This is a genomic window from Thermus tenuipuniceus, from assembly GCF_002964845.1.
Taxonomy (GTDB): domain Bacteria; phylum Deinococcota; class Deinococci; order Deinococcales; family Thermaceae; genus Thermus; species Thermus tenuipuniceus.
Genome location: NZ_PRDA01000050.1, coordinates 1 through 14,217 on the forward strand (window position 1 = coordinate 1; position 14,217 = coordinate 14,217).

At 66.2% G+C, this 14,217-nt stretch carries 16 protein-coding genes; 10 read left to right on the plus strand and 6 right to left on the minus strand.

Going from position 1 to position 14,217, the window contains the following annotated elements; all coding sequences use genetic code 11:
- From C2847_RS10795 to C2847_RS10810, 4 genes are all read right to left on the minus strand, one after another.
- Positions 1 to 206, minus strand: a 206-nt coding sequence (locus C2847_RS10795; RefSeq protein ID WP_208619953.1) for a helix-turn-helix domain-containing protein, incomplete at its 3' end; no start/stop codon positions are given.
- A 122-nt stretch (positions 207 to 328) separates the two neighbouring features.
- Positions 329 to 1,681 (minus strand): NAD(P)(+) transhydrogenase (Re/Si-specific) subunit beta, encoded by a 1,353-nt coding sequence (locus C2847_RS10800; protein WP_105318355.1) that lies wholly within the window; start codon positions 1,679 to 1,681, stop codon positions 329 to 331.
- The gene (locus C2847_RS10805; protein ID WP_105318356.1) at positions 1,681 to 1,983 is read right to left on the minus strand and encodes a proton-translocating transhydrogenase family protein; all 303 of its coding nucleotides are present in this window, start codon (positions 1,981 to 1,983) and stop codon (positions 1,681 to 1,683) included. The genes C2847_RS10800 and C2847_RS10805 overlap by 1 nt, the downstream gene beginning before the upstream one ends.
- Entirely contained in the window at positions 1,983 to 3,110 is a 1,128-nt protein-coding gene (locus C2847_RS10810; protein ID WP_105318357.1) for an NAD(P) transhydrogenase subunit alpha, read from the minus strand. Before C2847_RS10810 ends, C2847_RS10805 begins: the two co-directional genes overlap by 1 nt.
- A gap of 105 nt (positions 3,111 to 3,215) precedes the next feature.
- Between C2847_RS10810 and C2847_RS10815 the strand changes: the two genes are divergently transcribed.
- The 4 genes from C2847_RS10815 (at position 3,216) to C2847_RS10830 (ending at position 7,818) form a co-directional block, all read left to right on the plus strand.
- Positions 3,216 to 4,106 (plus strand): DMT family transporter, encoded by an 891-nt coding sequence (locus tag C2847_RS10815; protein WP_105318358.1) that lies wholly within the window; start codon positions 3,216 to 3,218, stop codon positions 4,104 to 4,106.
- Complete coding sequence (locus tag C2847_RS10820) at positions 4,103 to 4,915, plus strand: EamA family transporter (protein ID WP_105318359.1); 813 nt, start codon at positions 4,103 to 4,105, stop codon at positions 4,913 to 4,915. The genes C2847_RS10815 and C2847_RS10820 overlap by 4 nt, the downstream gene beginning before the upstream one ends.
- Before the next feature lies 1 nt (position 4,916).
- Positions 4,917 to 6,062: an MFS transporter gene (locus C2847_RS10825; RefSeq protein ID WP_105318360.1), complete on the plus strand. Its 1,146-nt coding sequence runs from the start codon at positions 4,917 to 4,919 to the stop codon at positions 6,060 to 6,062.
- Between the two features lie 271 nt (positions 6,063 to 6,333).
- On the plus strand, positions 6,334 to 7,818 hold the full coding sequence (locus C2847_RS10830) for a YifB family Mg chelatase-like AAA ATPase (RefSeq protein ID WP_105318361.1): 1,485 nt from the start codon (positions 6,334 to 6,336) through the stop codon (positions 7,816 to 7,818).
- Here the strand turns inward: C2847_RS10830 and mgsA are convergent.
- Positions 7,815 to 8,192: a methylglyoxal synthase gene (gene mgsA / locus C2847_RS10835; protein ID WP_105318362.1), complete on the minus strand. Its 378-nt coding sequence runs from the start codon at positions 8,190 to 8,192 to the stop codon at positions 7,815 to 7,817. The two genes, C2847_RS10830 and mgsA, sit on opposite strands and share 4 nt — an antisense overlap.
- Before the next feature lie 23 nt (positions 8,193 to 8,215).
- Here mgsA and C2847_RS10840 point away from each other — a divergent pair, with 23 nt between their 5' ends.
- Genes C2847_RS10840 through C2847_RS10855 form a run of 4 tightly spaced genes read left to right on the plus strand, consistent with a single transcriptional unit; the run spans position 8,216 to position 11,260 of the window.
- Positions 8,216 to 8,542 carry a nucleotide pyrophosphohydrolase gene (locus tag C2847_RS10840; protein ID WP_105318386.1) on the plus strand — a complete coding sequence of 109 codons (327 nt, stop codon included), beginning with the start codon at positions 8,216 to 8,218 and terminating at the stop codon, positions 8,540 to 8,542.
- A 1-nt stretch (position 8,543) separates the two neighbouring features.
- Positions 8,544 to 9,449 carry an ABC transporter ATP-binding protein gene (locus tag C2847_RS10845; RefSeq protein WP_105318363.1) on the plus strand — a complete coding sequence of 302 codons (906 nt, stop codon included), beginning with the start codon at positions 8,544 to 8,546 and terminating at the stop codon, positions 9,447 to 9,449.
- Positions 9,442 to 10,194: an ABC transporter gene (locus tag C2847_RS10850; RefSeq protein WP_105318364.1), complete on the plus strand. Its 753-nt coding sequence runs from the start codon at positions 9,442 to 9,444 to the stop codon at positions 10,192 to 10,194. The genes C2847_RS10845 and C2847_RS10850 overlap by 8 nt, the downstream gene beginning before the upstream one ends.
- Positions 10,184 to 11,260 (plus strand): YbfB/YjiJ family MFS transporter, encoded by a 1,077-nt coding sequence (locus tag C2847_RS10855; RefSeq protein WP_105318365.1) that lies wholly within the window; start codon positions 10,184 to 10,186, stop codon positions 11,258 to 11,260. Before C2847_RS10850 ends, C2847_RS10855 begins: the two co-directional genes overlap by 11 nt.
- Here C2847_RS10855 and C2847_RS10860 read toward each other — a convergent pair.
- On the minus strand, positions 11,248 to 12,783 hold the full coding sequence (locus tag C2847_RS10860; RefSeq protein ID WP_105318366.1) for a carboxypeptidase M32: 1,536 nt from the start codon (positions 12,781 to 12,783) through the stop codon (positions 11,248 to 11,250). The genes C2847_RS10855 and C2847_RS10860 overlap by 13 nt on opposite strands.
- A gap of 120 nt (positions 12,784 to 12,903) precedes the next feature.
- On the opposite strand from C2847_RS10860, the gene C2847_RS12350 reads away from it, so the two are divergent.
- Together C2847_RS12350 and C2847_RS10865 are read left to right on the plus strand one after the other, a co-directional pair.
- On the plus strand, positions 12,904 to 13,062 hold the full coding sequence (locus C2847_RS12350; protein WP_164835710.1) for a hypothetical protein: 159 nt from the start codon (positions 12,904 to 12,906) through the stop codon (positions 13,060 to 13,062).
- An 82-nt stretch (positions 13,063 to 13,144) separates the two neighbouring features.
- Positions 13,145 to 14,209 (plus strand): prepilin peptidase, encoded by a 1,065-nt coding sequence (locus C2847_RS10865; protein ID WP_105318367.1) that lies wholly within the window; start codon positions 13,145 to 13,147, stop codon positions 14,207 to 14,209.
- The last annotated feature ends 8 nt before the right edge of the window (positions 14,210 to 14,217 follow it).

The following is a 14,217-nucleotide window of genomic DNA, read 5'->3' on the forward strand; positions in this document are numbered from 1 at the left end:
CTTTCCCAACGGTAGTAGGTGGCCCGGCTGATGCCCAAAAGCTTCTGGATCTCATCCCAGCTCCTTTTGCTCTCCCGCAAGGCTTTCACCAACTTGATCTTGCGCAGGCGTTCCTGCACATCCGGGTCGCCTGCTCCGGCCTCGGCCAGACTCTGCGCTTCCTTAGCTCCTCGCCATAGGTCTCTGCCAACCGTGGTGAGCTGCATACGGGGAACCTCCTCTCTAGGGTCGGTTCCCCATCTTTTTATCCCGCTCGGTGTCTCACATGTGTTTGTCCGGGTTCAGAAGGAGACCCCGGGAACCTCCCGGGGTCCGGCCAAGGCCTGGCCTAAAGCTTCTTCAGGGCCTGGGTGAGCTGGGCAAGCACGTGTTGCGCATCCCCGTAGAGCATCCGGGTGTTGTCGGCATAGAAGAGCTCGTTCTCCACCCCGGCGAAGCCCTTGCCCTGGCCCCGCTTGATGACGATGACGTTCTTGGCCTTGTCCACGTCCAGGATGGGCATGCCGTAAAGGGGACTTCCCGGGCGGCGGGCGGCAGGGTTCACCACGTCGTTGGCCCCGATGACCACCGCCACGTCCACGGTGGGAAACTCGGGGTTGATCTCCTCGAGGTCCTTGAGCTTGTCGTACTCCACCCCAGCCTCCGCCAGGAGCACGTTCATGTGCCCCGGCATCCGCCCCGCCACCGGGTGGATGGCGAACTTCACCTCCACCCCCTTGCTCTCCAGGAGGTCGGCCAACTCCTTCACCTTGTGCTGGGCCTGGGAAAGGGCCATGCCGTAGCCGGGCACAAAGACCACCTTGTTGGCATAGGCCAGCATGACGGCGGCGTCCTCCACGTCGATGGGCTTGAGGCTCCCCTTGACCTCCCCCGCCTCCTGCTCCACGCCAAACCCGCCCACCAGCACGTTCCACACGGAGCGGTTCATGGCCCTGGCCATGAGCACGGTGAGGAGGGTACCCGCAGCCCCCACCAGGGTCCCCGCCACCATCAGGGCTGGGTTCCCCACGGCAAAGCCCTCAAAGCCCACGGCCATCCCGGTGAAGGCGTTGTAGAAGCTGATGGCCACGGGCATATCCCCCCCGCCGATGGGTAGGGTCATGAGGATGCCGAAAAGAAGGGCCAGGAGGAAGAAGAGCACGATGCTCAGGGTGGGGTCGTTCCAGAGCAGGGAAAAGCCCAAAAGCACCGTGATGAGGAGTGCCAGGGCGTTCACCACCTTCTGCCCGGGGAAGAGGATGGGCCGGCTTTTCATGATGCCCTGGAGCTTAGCGAAGGCGATGAGGCTTCCCGTGAAGGCCACGCTCCCGATGAGGCCACCCAGGATGGCCAAGGCCATGAGGCCCGGGTTCTCAAAGGCTCCCTTCAGGAGCTCCACCGCAGCGATGGTGGCGGCCGCACCCCCACCCATGCCGTTGTAGATGGCCACCATCTGGGGCATGTCGGTCATGGCCACCTTGATGGCCGCCCACCAGGCCACTACGGAGCCCACCAGAAGAGCGATGAGCATGAGGCCAAAGTTCTGCATCCCCGGCCAGAAGAAAGTGGCCAGAACCGCCAGGGCCATGCCCCACCCCGCCCACACGATGCCGCTTTTGGCGGTGGTGGGGTGAGCCATGCGCTTTAGGCCCACGATGAAGAGGATGGCCACCACGAAGTAGGCTGCCTGGATGAGATCCATTACTGACCACCCCCCTTGCCCGGCTTCTTCTCAAACATCTCCAGCATGCGCACCGTAACCGCATACCCCCCGGCAGCGTTGGCCGCCCCTAGGATCACCCCCAGGAAGCCGATGATCTTCTCCAAACCCGTCTCCGCGTGGCCCAGGACCACCATGGCCCCCACCACCACCACCCCGTGGATGAAGTTGGACCCGGACATCAAGGGAGTGTGGAGGATCACCGGCACCCGGGTGATGAGCTCATACCCCAAAAAGGCCGTGAGCACGAAGACGTAAAGCGCTGACCAGAAGCCAAACTCCATCACGCACCTCCCACGAGGGCCTTGGTGGGCCCGTGCAAGATCTCGCCTTCCTTCATGAGAAGCGCCCCCTGAACGATCTCGTCCTCCCACTTGGGGGCGAACTCGCCCTTCTCTATGAGCAGGCTGGAGAGGTTCAGGAGGTTCTTGGCGTACATCTCCGAGGCGTGGACGGCAAGCTCGCTGGGAAGGTTCAGGGGGCCATAGATGCGCACCCCCTTCACCTCCACCACCTCCCCAGGCTTGGTGAGGACGCAGTTGCCGCCCGATTCAGCAGCCAGGTCCACCACCACGGTGCCCGGCCTCAGGCGCTCCACCATGTCCTCCGTGAGGAGGATGGGGGCCCGGCGGCCCGGCACCTGGGCGGTGGTGATGATGGCGTCCATCCCCGCCACGTGCTCCCTGAGGGCCTCGTGCTGGATGCGCTTTTCCTCCTCGGTGAGCTCGCGGGCGTAGCCGCCTTCCCCTTCCGCGCTAATGGGGAGTTCAATGGGCTTGGCACCCAGGGAGAGGGCCTGCTCCACTGCCGCCTTGCGTACGTCGTAGGCGAAAACCTGGGCCCCCAGGCGCTTGGCGGTAGCGATGGCCATGAGGCCCGCTACCCCCACCCCCATGACCATCACCTTGGCGGGTCGGATGGTGCCCGCCGCCGTGGTGAGCATGGGGAAGAAGCGGGGGGAAAGCCTTGCCGCGTGCAAGGCCGCCAGGTATCCCGCCACCGTGGCCTGGCTGGAGAGGGCGTCCATGCTCTGGGCCCGGGTGATGCGGGGGATGAGCTCCATGGCGATGACCGTGGCCTTCTTGGCGGCCAAGGACCTCACCAGGTCCAGGTTCTTGTGGGCCTGGACGAAGCCCACCACGATGGCCCCGGGCTCGAGGGCCCCGATCAGGTCCTCAGGAGGCGGCTGGACGGTGAAAAGCAGGTTCACATTCTTCAGGAGCTCTCCTCGCTCCACCACCTCTGCCCCAACTTCCTGGTAGGCGGTGTCGGGGTAGTAGGCGCCCTCACCGGCGCCTTTTTCCACCCGGACCCGCGCCCCCTGCTTGACCAGACGGGCCACCACCTCGGGCACCAGGGCCACCCTTCTTTCCCCTGGAGCCCTTTCCTTGGGAACCGCTATGGTCACCATAGGACCTCCTTCCGCGTCAGTATACCAATGGGGCCACGGGCATCTGTCCTTGGCCTCGAGGGTGACCCACTGGTCAGAAGCGAATCCTTATGGAAAAATGCCCCCATGCGGCCCTCCGGGCTCAAGATCGCCTCCGTACTGCTTCTGGGCATCTTCGCCATCAGCTTCGGCAGCATCCTGGTGCGCCTGGCCCTGGCGGCCTCCGGGGATAGGAGCCTGGCCTTCAGCCTGGTGATGAGCGCAGGGCGGATGGGCCTGGCAGCCTTGCTCCTCCTCCCCAGTTGGCGAAGACCCATGGGAAGTCCGGCAGGGCTTCCCCATGCGGTGGCCGCCGGGACGTTTCTGGCCTTGCATTTTGCCCTTTGGATTACTTCCCTTTCCCACACCTCCGTGGCCGCCAGCACCGCCTTGGTGACCACCAATCCGGTCTGGGTCACCCTGTTCGGCTGGCTCTTCTTTCGGGAAGCCCCTTCCGGCCTTACCCTCCTGGGGATTGGGGTAGCCCTTTTTGGGGGGCTTCTCATCGGCTTAGGGGATGCACAAGGGGGAAGTGGGGGAACGAACCCCCTCCTGGGGGACTTCCTGGCCCTCCTGGGGGCGGTGGCCGCCTCCCTTTACTTCCTCCTAGGGCGGGAGGCCCAGAGGAGGGGGCTCTCTATTCTGGAATACATCCGCGTCGCTTACACCACCGCCGCCTTCCTCCTCCTTCCCCTCCCCTACCTCTTCGGGGGTGGGTATGGGGGTTATCCACCCCTGGTCTACGGATACATCCTGCTCATGGCCCTTTTGCCCCAGCTTGTGGGCCACACCAGCTTCAACTGGGCTACCCGGCACATCCCCCCGGTGCTGGTCACCCTGGCCATCCTCTTTGAGCCGGTGGGGGCAAGCCTCCTGGCCTTCCTCCTCTTTGGGGAGCTTCCCGGGGTTCAGGTGCTCCTGGGAGCCCTGGTCCTCCTCATCGGGGTGGGCATGGCCGTAGTGGGGGCACGGCGATGATCTACGTGGCCCTGGCCGCACTCCTTTGGGGCCTGGGCGGGGCCCTGGCGGGGCGGTTCATGGGGGAGATCCCCCCCTCGGTCCTCATCCCCTTGCGCTTTCTCCTAAGCTTTTTTCTCCTTCTCCCCCTGGTGCTCCGGTTTCCCCCGGCCGCCAAGGAGTGGCCCCGGCTCCTCCGGGTGGGGCTCGCCCTCTCCGGGGCCCAGGCTTTCTACTACCTGGCCATCCACGCCACCACCGTGGCCACCGGGATCTTCCTCCAGTATCTGGCCCCCGCCCTCCTCACCCTCTACGCCCTCCTAAGGGGGGAAAGGCTTCCCGGCAAGGCCCTTTTAGGGGTGGCCGTGGCCCTTTTGGGAGCCTACGTGCTGGTGGTGGGGTCCAAGGGTTTCACGGCAAGCCCCCTGGGGGTGGCCTACGGCCTTCTCTCCGCCCTTTCCTTCGCCCTTTACGCTGCCTTCTCCCATGGGCTCAAGACCCCGCCCCTGGTGAGCCTGGGGGTGGCCACGGGGGTGGGAAGCCTCCTCTCCCTCCCCATCCTTATGGGCAACCTCCCCCGGGTTTGGACCTTGGACCCAGGGGACTGGGGGGCGGTGGCCTACCTGGTCATCCTGGGCACGGTGGTGCCCTTTAGCCTCTTCCTCTTGGGGGTGCGCACGGTACCCGCCCGGAACGCCACCCTCACCGCCATGCTGGAGCCGGTGGCTGGGGCGATCCTCGCCTGGCCCCTGGCGGGGGAGCCCTTGAGCCTCGAGGCCCTTCTGGGCGGCACCCTCATCCTCTTGGGAGTGGCTCTGAACCGGAGGTGATATGGCAGCGCGGGTTTTTCTCCTCTTCACCCTAGGCTACTTCCTCTCCTACTTCTACCGGTCGGCCAATGCGGTGCTGGCCAAGGACCTGTCCCAGGACCTGGGCCTAGGCCCGGCGGAGCTGGGCTTTATGACCAGCCTCTTCTACCTCTCCTTCGCCGCGGTACAACTCCCCTTGGGGAGCCTCCTGGACCGGTACGGCCCCAGGATCATCACCCCGGCCCTCCTCTTGGTGGCGGCCTTGGGAAGCGTGGTCTTCGGGCTGGCGCAGAGTTTCCCCACCCTGGCCCTGGGCCGAGCCCTGATCGGGGTGGGGATGGCCGCCGCCCTTATGGGCTCCCTAAAGGCCTTTAGCCTCTGGTTCCCCCGGACCTACGCCACCGTTTCCACCCTCCTGGTGGGCCTGGGGGCCACGGGGGGGCTTTTGGCGGCCACCCCCCTGGCCCTCATGAAGGAGACCATGGGCTGGCGGGGGATCTTCCTCCTGGGGGCAGGGGTGGTGGTCCTGGTGGCCCTTCTCATCTACCTGGGGGTGCGAAACACCCCCCCTGGGGTTCCGTGGCCCAAGGGCGGGGGAGGCGGAGGGTTAAGGGAAGTCCTGGGCAATTCCAGGCTCCTGCGGGTGGCCTTTTTGGCCTTGGCCTTTGCGGGAAGCTTCTTGGCCTTGCAAACCCTCTGGGCTGGGGCCTACGCCTACGCCTTGGGCCTCGAGGCGGTGAAGGTGGGGAACCTCCTCCTCCTCTACTCGGGGGGTGCGGTCCTGGGCTTTTTGGTATCCGGCTACTTGGCCGACCGCCTAGGCACCGCCAGGGTACTGGTAGGCGTGGCCTTTTTCTTCGCCCTGGGCCTCCTCCTCGCCCTTTTCAAGCTTCTTGCCCTCGCCTATCCCCTCATGGGGTTCTTCGGAGCCTTCAACATCCTCACCCTTACCCAGGCCCGGGAGCTGGTGCCCCCTCACCTGGTGGGCCGGGGCACCACCTTGGTGAACCTCTTCGGCATCGGGGGCACCTTCCTGTTGCAGTGGGGGGTGGGGGTGGCGGTGGGAACCCTGGGATACGCCTTCGCCTTCGGCAGCCTTCTTGGCCTTCTTCTCCTGGCCCTTTTCCTTTACCGTCCCCTTCTCGGTTTGGGGAAAATCTCAGGGTGAAAACCTCCTGGACCCCCATCCGGTCAGTCCAGGCGTTCTTGCGGAAGCGGATCGGGAAAAGGGGTGGGCGTTCCCAAGGGCCCAAAGGGTGGTACCATTCCCAGGTCTCGGGCCAGCTTGGAGCCAATGCCAGTTCCCCCACCAAGCGGCGAACCTTGTTATATGGCCTCGAGGCCTTGCAGGGACCTTTTGCGATTAGGAGCCGACATATGACCTGTTAGCCAATGGCTGAGCCTGGGCAAAACCAACACTTTTGGGTTAAACTCCCTCCATGCTAGCCCAGGTGCGCAGCTACACCCTCTTCGGCCTGGACGCGGTTCCCGTCACCGTAGAGGTGGACGTCAGCCCTGGGCTTCCCAGCTACGCCCTGGTGGGCTTGCCGGACAAGGCGGTGGAGGAAAGCCGGGAGCGGGTCAGGGCGGCCCTGAAGAACTCGGGCTTCCCCTATCCCCAGGCCCGGGTGGTGGTGAACCTGGCCCCGGCGGAACTCCGTAAGGAAGGAAGCCACTTTGACCTGCCCATCGCCCTGGGGCTTTTGGCCGCCCAAGGGGTGGTGCCCCTGGAGGGCCTGGCGGGCCTGGCGGTGGCCGGGGAGCTGGGCCTGGATGGAACCCTGCGCCCGGTGCCCGGGGCGGTGAACCTGGCTTTGGGGGCCTTGGGCGAAGGGAAAAGGCTCCTCCTGCCCCTGGAAAGCGCCAAGGAGGCCGCCTTGGTGGAGGGGGTGGAGGTCTACGGGGTGGAAAACCTCCTTCAGGCGGTGTCCTACCTGAGGGGAGAAGAGGAGCCCAGGAGGGTGGAACCCGACGATCCCGTGGCCGCCCTGGAGGCTTTGGACCTCCGGGACGTGAAGGGCCAGGCCAAGGCCAAAAGGGCCCTGGAGATCGCCGCCGCCGGCTACCACCACCTCCTCATGGTGGGAAGCCCCGGCTCGGGGAAGACCATGCTGGCCAGGCGCCTTCCCTTTCTGCTTCCCCCCCTGAGCCAGGAAGCCGCTTTGGAGGTGAGCCGCATCCACTCCGCCGCCGGGCAGATCCTTAAGGGCCTGGTGCGCACGCCCCCCTTCCGCGCCCCCCACCACACGGTGAGCTACGCGGGCCTCATCGGGGGCGGGGCCATCCCCAAGCCGGGGGAGGTTTCCCTGGCCCACCGAGGGGTGCTTTTCCTGGACGAGTTCCCCGAGTTCTCCCGAGATGCCCTGGAAGCCCTCCGCCAGCCCCTCGAGGACGGGGTGGTGACCGTTTCCCGGGCCAGGGCCAGCCTCACCTTTCCGGCCCGCTTCCTCCTGGTGGCCGCCATGAACCCTTGCCCCTGCGGCTGGTACGGGGACCCGGAACGGGCCTGCACCTGTACCCCCGCAAGCCGCCAGCGCTACGTGGGTCGGATCTCCGGGCCTCTCCTGGACCGGTTTGACCTGGTGGTAGAGGTGCCCCGCTTAACCCCAGCCGAGCTCGCCCGCGCCCCTGAAGGGGAAAGCACCGAAGCGGTGCGGGAACGGGTTCTGAAGGCCCGGGAAAGAATGCTCGCCCGCCAAGGGCGGCCCAACGGGGAGCTTGCGGGAAGGGCCTTGCGCGAGCACGTGCGCTTAAACCAGGGGGCAGAGGCCCTTCTGCAGGCCGCCGCCAAGAAGATGCTCCTCTCGGCCCGTAGCTACGACCGCCTCCTGAGGGTGGCCCGCACCGTGGCCGATCTCATGGCCTCCGAGCGGGTGGAAGAGGCCCATGTGGCCGAGGCCTTGGCCTACCGCAAAAGCCTTTAGCCCACCTGGGTCTGGAGCCAGGGAACCAGGGCCTCCGCCGCCTCGAGGTTGGTGGCCAAGGGCACCCCGTGCACGTTGCACACCCGCATGAGGGCCTGCACGTCGGGCTCGTGGGACTTGGGGGTGAGGGGGTCTTGGAAGAAGAGCACGCAAAGCACCTTCCCCTCGGCCACCCTGGACCCGATCTGCATATCCCCACCCAGAGGACCGGAAAGAACCCGCTCCACCTCAAGGCCGGTGGCCTCCTGGATGCGCCTTCCCGTGGTGCCCGTGGCCAGGAGGGGGAAGCGGGAAAGAAGCTCCCGGTGCCGTTGGCAAAAGGCCACCATATCGGCCTTCTTGGCATCGTGGGCGATGAGGGCCAAGGCCTTCATGGGGCCATTGTATGCTCCTTTCCATGGAAGTCCTCACCCTTAAGGAGGCCCAGAGGCAGGTGGACGCCTGGATCAGCCAGTTCAAGGAAGGCTATTTCCCACCTCTTCTCATGCTGGCCCGCCTGGCGGAGGAGCTAGGGGAGGTGGCCCGGGTCCTGGCCCACCGCCACGGGAAGAAGCCCAAGCCAGGGGAGGAGGAAGGGGATCTGGCCATGGAGCTCGCCGACCTCCTCTTCGTCCTCATCTCCCTGGCCAACCGGGAGGGCATCGACTTGGAGGAAGCCTTCCTCAAGGCCATGGCCAAGTACCGGGACCGGGACGGGGAGCGCTGGACCCGGAAAGGAGGCTAGGATGGAGCGCCCCTTCCTGGAAGCCCAGGGCCTGCACAAGCGCTTTGGGACCCTCGAGGCCGTGCGGGGCGTGAGCCTGGCGCTTCGCCCAGGGGAGGTGCTGGCCTTCCTAGGCAAGAACGGTGCCGGCAAGACCACCACGGTGAAGATGCTCTCCGGCCTCCTCCTGCCCGACAGGGGGGAGGTGCGCCTCCTCGGCAAAGATCCCTTCCGCGACCCCTGGGCCCTGAAACACCTGGGAGCGGTCTTAGAGGGCAACCGCAACACCTACTGGCGGCTCACCGCTTTGGAGAACCTGGTCTACTTCGGGGTGGCGCGGGGCCTGCGCCTGGCCGCGGCCCGGAAGCGGGCCCTGGCGCTTCTGGAGGAGTACGGCCTCTTGGAAAAGGCCCACACCGAGGTGCGCCACCTCTCCCGGGGGATGCAGCAGAAACTGGCCCTCCTCCAGGCCCTGGTCCACGATCCCGAGGTGCTTCTCCTGGACGAGCCCACCCTGGGCCTGGACGTGGAAACCAGCCTCCAGATGCGGGACAAGATCCGCGCCTTAGCCAGAGGAGGCAAGGCCATCCTGCTCACCACCCACCAGTTGGAGGTGGCCGAGGCCCTGGCCCACCGGGTGGCCATCGTCCACCGGGGAGAGGTGGTGCTGGAGGAGAGTAAGGAGGCCCTCCTCGCCCGCTTCGCCGGGGAGCACTACGTGCTGGAGCTGGAAGCCCCCCCACCCCCTGGGGTCCTGGCCCGGCTCCGCGCCCTGGGGGTGGAAGGCGAGGGCCCGTTCCTGGTTCGGGGGGACGGGGAGGCACTTTGGCGGGTGCTGGAGGCCCTGAAGCCCCTGCCCCTTAAGAAGGTGGCCAAGGCGGAGGCAGACCTCCTGGAGGTTTTCTTGAAGGTGGTGGGGCGTGCTTGACCTCTTGCTGGTGGAAGTCTGGAGAAGCCTTCTGGCCCTCCGCCGTTACCCCCTGGAGCTTTTGGGGGCGGTGGTCACCTTGAGCCTCATCTTCTACCTCCTCTTCCTGGGGGCCCGCTTCCTGGCAGGGCCCGGGGTGGAGTTTGGAGGAAGGCTCGAGGCCGTGCTGGTGGGCTATCTGCTTTGGACCTTCACCCTTTCCGCTTACAACGGCCTCTCCTTCGGCCTTATGGAGGAGGCCCAGACGGGAACCCTGGAACAGGTCTTCCTCACCCCCTACGGGCCGGTGCGCCTCTATCTGGTTCGGGACCTGGCGAGCCTCTTCACCCAGGGGCTTTTGGTCTTCCTCATCGCCCTGGTTCTGATGGCCCTCACCGGGGCCCGGCTTTCCTTCACCCCTCAGGTCCTCCTCCCCTTCCTGGCCGTGCTCCTTGGGGGGTACGGCCTGGGCTTTGCCGTGGGCAGCCTGGCCCTTCTTTACAAAAGGATCGGCCAGCTCCTGGGCCTCTCCCAGTTCCTCCTCCTCTTCCTCCTGCAGGCCCCCGGAGAAGGGCTCTTCCGCCTCCTGCCCCTGGCGCCGGGAGCGGCGCTGGCCCGCAGAATGCTGGCGGAAGGCGCCCCCCTTGACCCTGCCACCCTTTTCCTTAGCTTCCTGAATGGCCTGGCCTACCTTACAGTGGGGCTTTTCCTCTTCCGCCGCGCGGTGCGCCTTGCCAAGGGGCGCGGGCTCCTCCATGGCTACTAAGGCCCTCCTTCTGGCCCTGGGGCCCGCTTTAGCCCTGGGCCTGGGACGCTTCGCCTACGCCCTGGTCCTGCCCCTCATGCAGGGGGCCTGGGGCCTTTCCTACGCCGAGGCGGGCCTTTTGGGCAGCGCCAACACCCTGGGCTACCTCCTGGGGGCCTTCCTCAGCCACCGCCTCCTGGGGAGGACAGGCTACCGCCGGAGCTTCTTTCTGGCCCTCCTCCTTCAGGGAGCGGTGCTGGCCCTCACCGGGTTCGGGGGGTTTCCCTGGGTGTCCGCCCTCAGGCTTTTCCAGGGCTTCCTGGGCGCCCTGGTCTTTGTGGGCGGGGCCGCCCTCCTCATGGCCCTGGGAGGCTCGGGCCGGGCCTTGGGGGTCTACTACGGGGGCGTGGGGGTGGGGCTTCTTCTGGCCCCGTGGCTCCTATGGGGAGCCGCCGAGCCCACGGGGGCCTGGGCCAGGCTGGGCCTGTATAGCCTCCTGCTGGGCCTGCCCACTCTCCTCGCCTGGCCTCTTCTGAAAGAGCCCCCACCCCCCGTCCAGGGCGAGGGAAGCCTCTGGCCCATCCTTCCGCTACTCCTGGCCTACGGCCTCTACGGGGCGGGGTACATCGGCTACATGACCTTCGTGGCGGCCGCCGTGGGGGACGCCCTCCTCCTCTTCACCCTCCTGGGCGTAGGGGCCCTCCTCACCGGACCCCTTTGGGGGCCCTGGGTGGAGCGGGTAGGGGGGAGAAAAGGGCTTTTCCACGTGCTTCTGGTCCTCTTCCTGGGGAGCCTGCCCCCTTTAGCCCAAAGCCTTCCTGCCCTCAGCGCCTTCCTCTTTGGCCTCTCCTTTTTAGGCGTCATCACCGCCCTCACCCAGGCCTTCCGCGCCCTCCTGCCCCCTTCCGCCTGGCCCCGGGCCATGGGGCTTTCCACCGCAGCCTTCGCCCTGGGACAGGCGGTGGGACCCACCGTGGCTGGGTTTTTCGCCGAGATGGCTGGCCGAGGGGAGGGGGCGCTTTGGACCGCCACCGCCCTTCTTTTCCTGGCGCTTCTGCCTGCAGGGCTCCGCCTTCAAAAGCCGTAAAGGAGGCGGTACTTTGCCTCGAGGTAGGCCAGGAAGGGCTCTGCGCTGGGGGGTGCACCGGTCACCCGCTCCACCAGGGCCTTGGGCCGGAAGCGGCTTCCCTCGGCATGGATCTTCTTCCGGGTCCAGTCCAAGAAGGTGCGGAACTCTCCCCGGTGGAACTGGGTTTCCAGGTCCCCAAGCTCCTCCTTTGCCTTTTGGAAGAACTGGGCGGCATAGAGGTTGCCCAGGGTGTAGGTGGGGAAGTAGCCGAAAAGCCCCCCGGACCAGTGCACGTCCTGCATCACCCCGTCCTTGTAGTCCCTGGGGGCCACCCCCAGGTAGGCCCGGTACCGCTCCGCCCAGGCCCCGGGGAGGTCCTCCAGGCCAAGCTCCCCCCGGAAGAGGGAAAGCTCCAGCTCTAGGCGCACCAGGATGTGGAGGTTATACGTGACCTCGTCCGCCTCCACCCGGATGAGGGAGGGCTCCACGGCGTTGATGGCCCGGTGGAAGTCCTCCAGGGCCACGTCCCGGAGGCTTGGGAAGTGCTCCTTGGCCCGGGGGAAAAACCGCTCCCAGAAGCCCAAAGAACGGCCCACCAGGTTCTCCCAGGTGCGGCTTTGCGACTCGTGAACCCCCAGGGAAACCGCCTCCCCCCGTGGGGTCCCCCAGTGCTCCTTGGGCAGGCCTTGCTCGTAGAGGGCGTGGCCCATCTCGTGCAAGGTGCCGAAGATGCCAGCGTTGAAGAAGTCCTCGAAGTAGCGGGTGGTGATGCGCACGTCCCCGGGGCCGATGGAGATCTCAAAGGGATGGGCGGTGGGGTCCAGGCGGCCCGCCTCCAGGTCGTAACCGCAGGCGGCCAGGAGCTCGAGGGCAAAGGTCCTCTGGGCCTCCTTGGGATAATGCCGGTGGAGGATTTCCGTATCGGGCCTCCTCCCACTTCCCAAAATGCGGTCCAAAAGCCCCTGAAGCCCCGCCCTAAGCCCGGCGAAGAGCCCCTCCAGCTCCCGGGCCCGCATCCCCGGCTCAAACCCATCCAGGAGGGCATCGTACGCCTCCCCGTAGGGCGGGTCCCCAAGGGCTACGGGAAGGCCATAGAGGATCTCCGCCTTCTCCTTGGTGAGAGCGAACACCCGGCGCAAATAGGGTAAAAACCCCTGCCAGTCGTTCCTGGGCCGGGCCTCCTCCCAGTAGCTTTCCGCCTCGCTTTGCGCCAAGGCCAGCTCCACCGCCAATCGCTCGGGGATGGCCCGGGCGCGCTCGTAGGCCTGCCGCCACTCCTTTACGTTCACCGCAGCATCGGAATGGGGATCCTGCACCAGGGAAGAGCCCTCCACCGCCGAAAGCCACTCCCCAACCCTAGGGTCCGTGGCCCACTGGTGGAGGAGGCGGGCTAGGGCGGCCATCTGCCTAGCCCGGTGCTCGTGCCCCTTCTTGGGGATCATGGTGCGCTGGTCCCAAGCCGCCAGGGCCCCCAAGGAGGCCAGGTAGGCGGTTTCCCTTTGGAACTCCAAAAGCTCCTGATAAGCGGTTTCCGGCGTCACGGGAGCATCATACCCCTCGAGGTGTTAAAGGCCCATGAAACCCTCCTGATCCCAGGCCCCCCACCAAGATGAAGACTTTGCTTATTTCTGACATTGATATGTTAAGATATCCTTATGAGGATGGCCCTGACCCTCGGAATCGGAGTCCTGGCCGTATGGTTTTTCAGCCTCGGTGGGGCCTGGTCCTTGTTGGGAGTGCTCCTCTTCTTCCTCCTGGCTCTCCTCTTTGAGGATACCGACCGCCCAGGGAAGCAGGAAAACCCTTTGCGCCAGGCCTAAGGCCTTGGCCGATCCCCGCACCTGGGAACGGCACCCCTGGCCGGTTGCCGGTAACCCGGGGCCCGGGTCTTAAAATGCCCCCATGTGGCCCCTCTTTTCCCTGATCCTTGGCCTGGTGGTGGGCTCCTTCCTGAACGTGGTCATCCACCGCCTGCCCAAAGGGGAGTCCATCGTCTTCCCGCCTTCCCGCTGCCCCACCTGCGGGCATCGCCTGGCCCCTTGGGACCTGGTTCCCGTGTTCTCCTACCTGGCCCTTAAGGGGCGGTGCCGCTATTGCAACAACCCCATATCCCCCCGCTATCCCCTGGTGGAGGCCCTCACGGGCCTGCTTTTTGCCCTGGCTGCCCTCTTCTACCCTCCCTCGCCCCAGGCTTTCCTCACCTTCGCCTTCCTGGCCCTCCTGGTGGCCCTTTCCTTCATAGACTTGGACACCTTTGAGCTTCCCGATTCCCTCACCTACGGCCTCCTCTTCCTGGGGCTCCTTTCCGCCTACCTCCTTTCCTTCCCCCGCCCCTTTGCCGAGGCCCTGGACGGGGCCCTGATCGCCGCCGGGGTCCTGGGACTGGTGGCGGGGTACGGCGGGCTCTTCATAAGGCGCTTCCGCGAGGCCAGGGCGGAGGTGCCCGTGGGACCCCACCAGGTGCACATGGCAGCCCTTTTCGGTGCCCTCCTGGGCCCGGGGGTGGGCATGGCCCTGGCCTTCCTCACCTGGGCCCTTTCGGGGCGCACGGGAAAACCCGTGGTGCTTCCTGACCGCCTAACCCTCCCCCTTCTCCCCCTGATCTGGATCCTGTCCCCCTACCTGGGAGCCGACCTCCTTTCCACCCTAAAGGGTTCCCTGGTAAGCGCAGGGGGGTTGGCCCTGGCGGGGGGGCTGTACTGGGCCTTTAAGCCCCAAGGGGCGGAAGAAACCGATCCCGTGGCCATGGGCTATGGGGATGTGAAGCTTTTGGGGGCCTTGGGGGCTTGGCTTGGGCTCTATAGCCTCCTGGCCCTGTTCCTGGGGGTCTTCGCCGGAGCCCTGGTGGGCCTGGCCCTCCGGCAACGGAGAATCCCCTTCGGCCCCTATCTGGCCTTAGGGGGTGGGGTGGCCTTCTTCTTCGGGGAAACCCTGTGGCGGGCGTACTTGGCCTGGCTAGGCCTATAGTGGGGAGG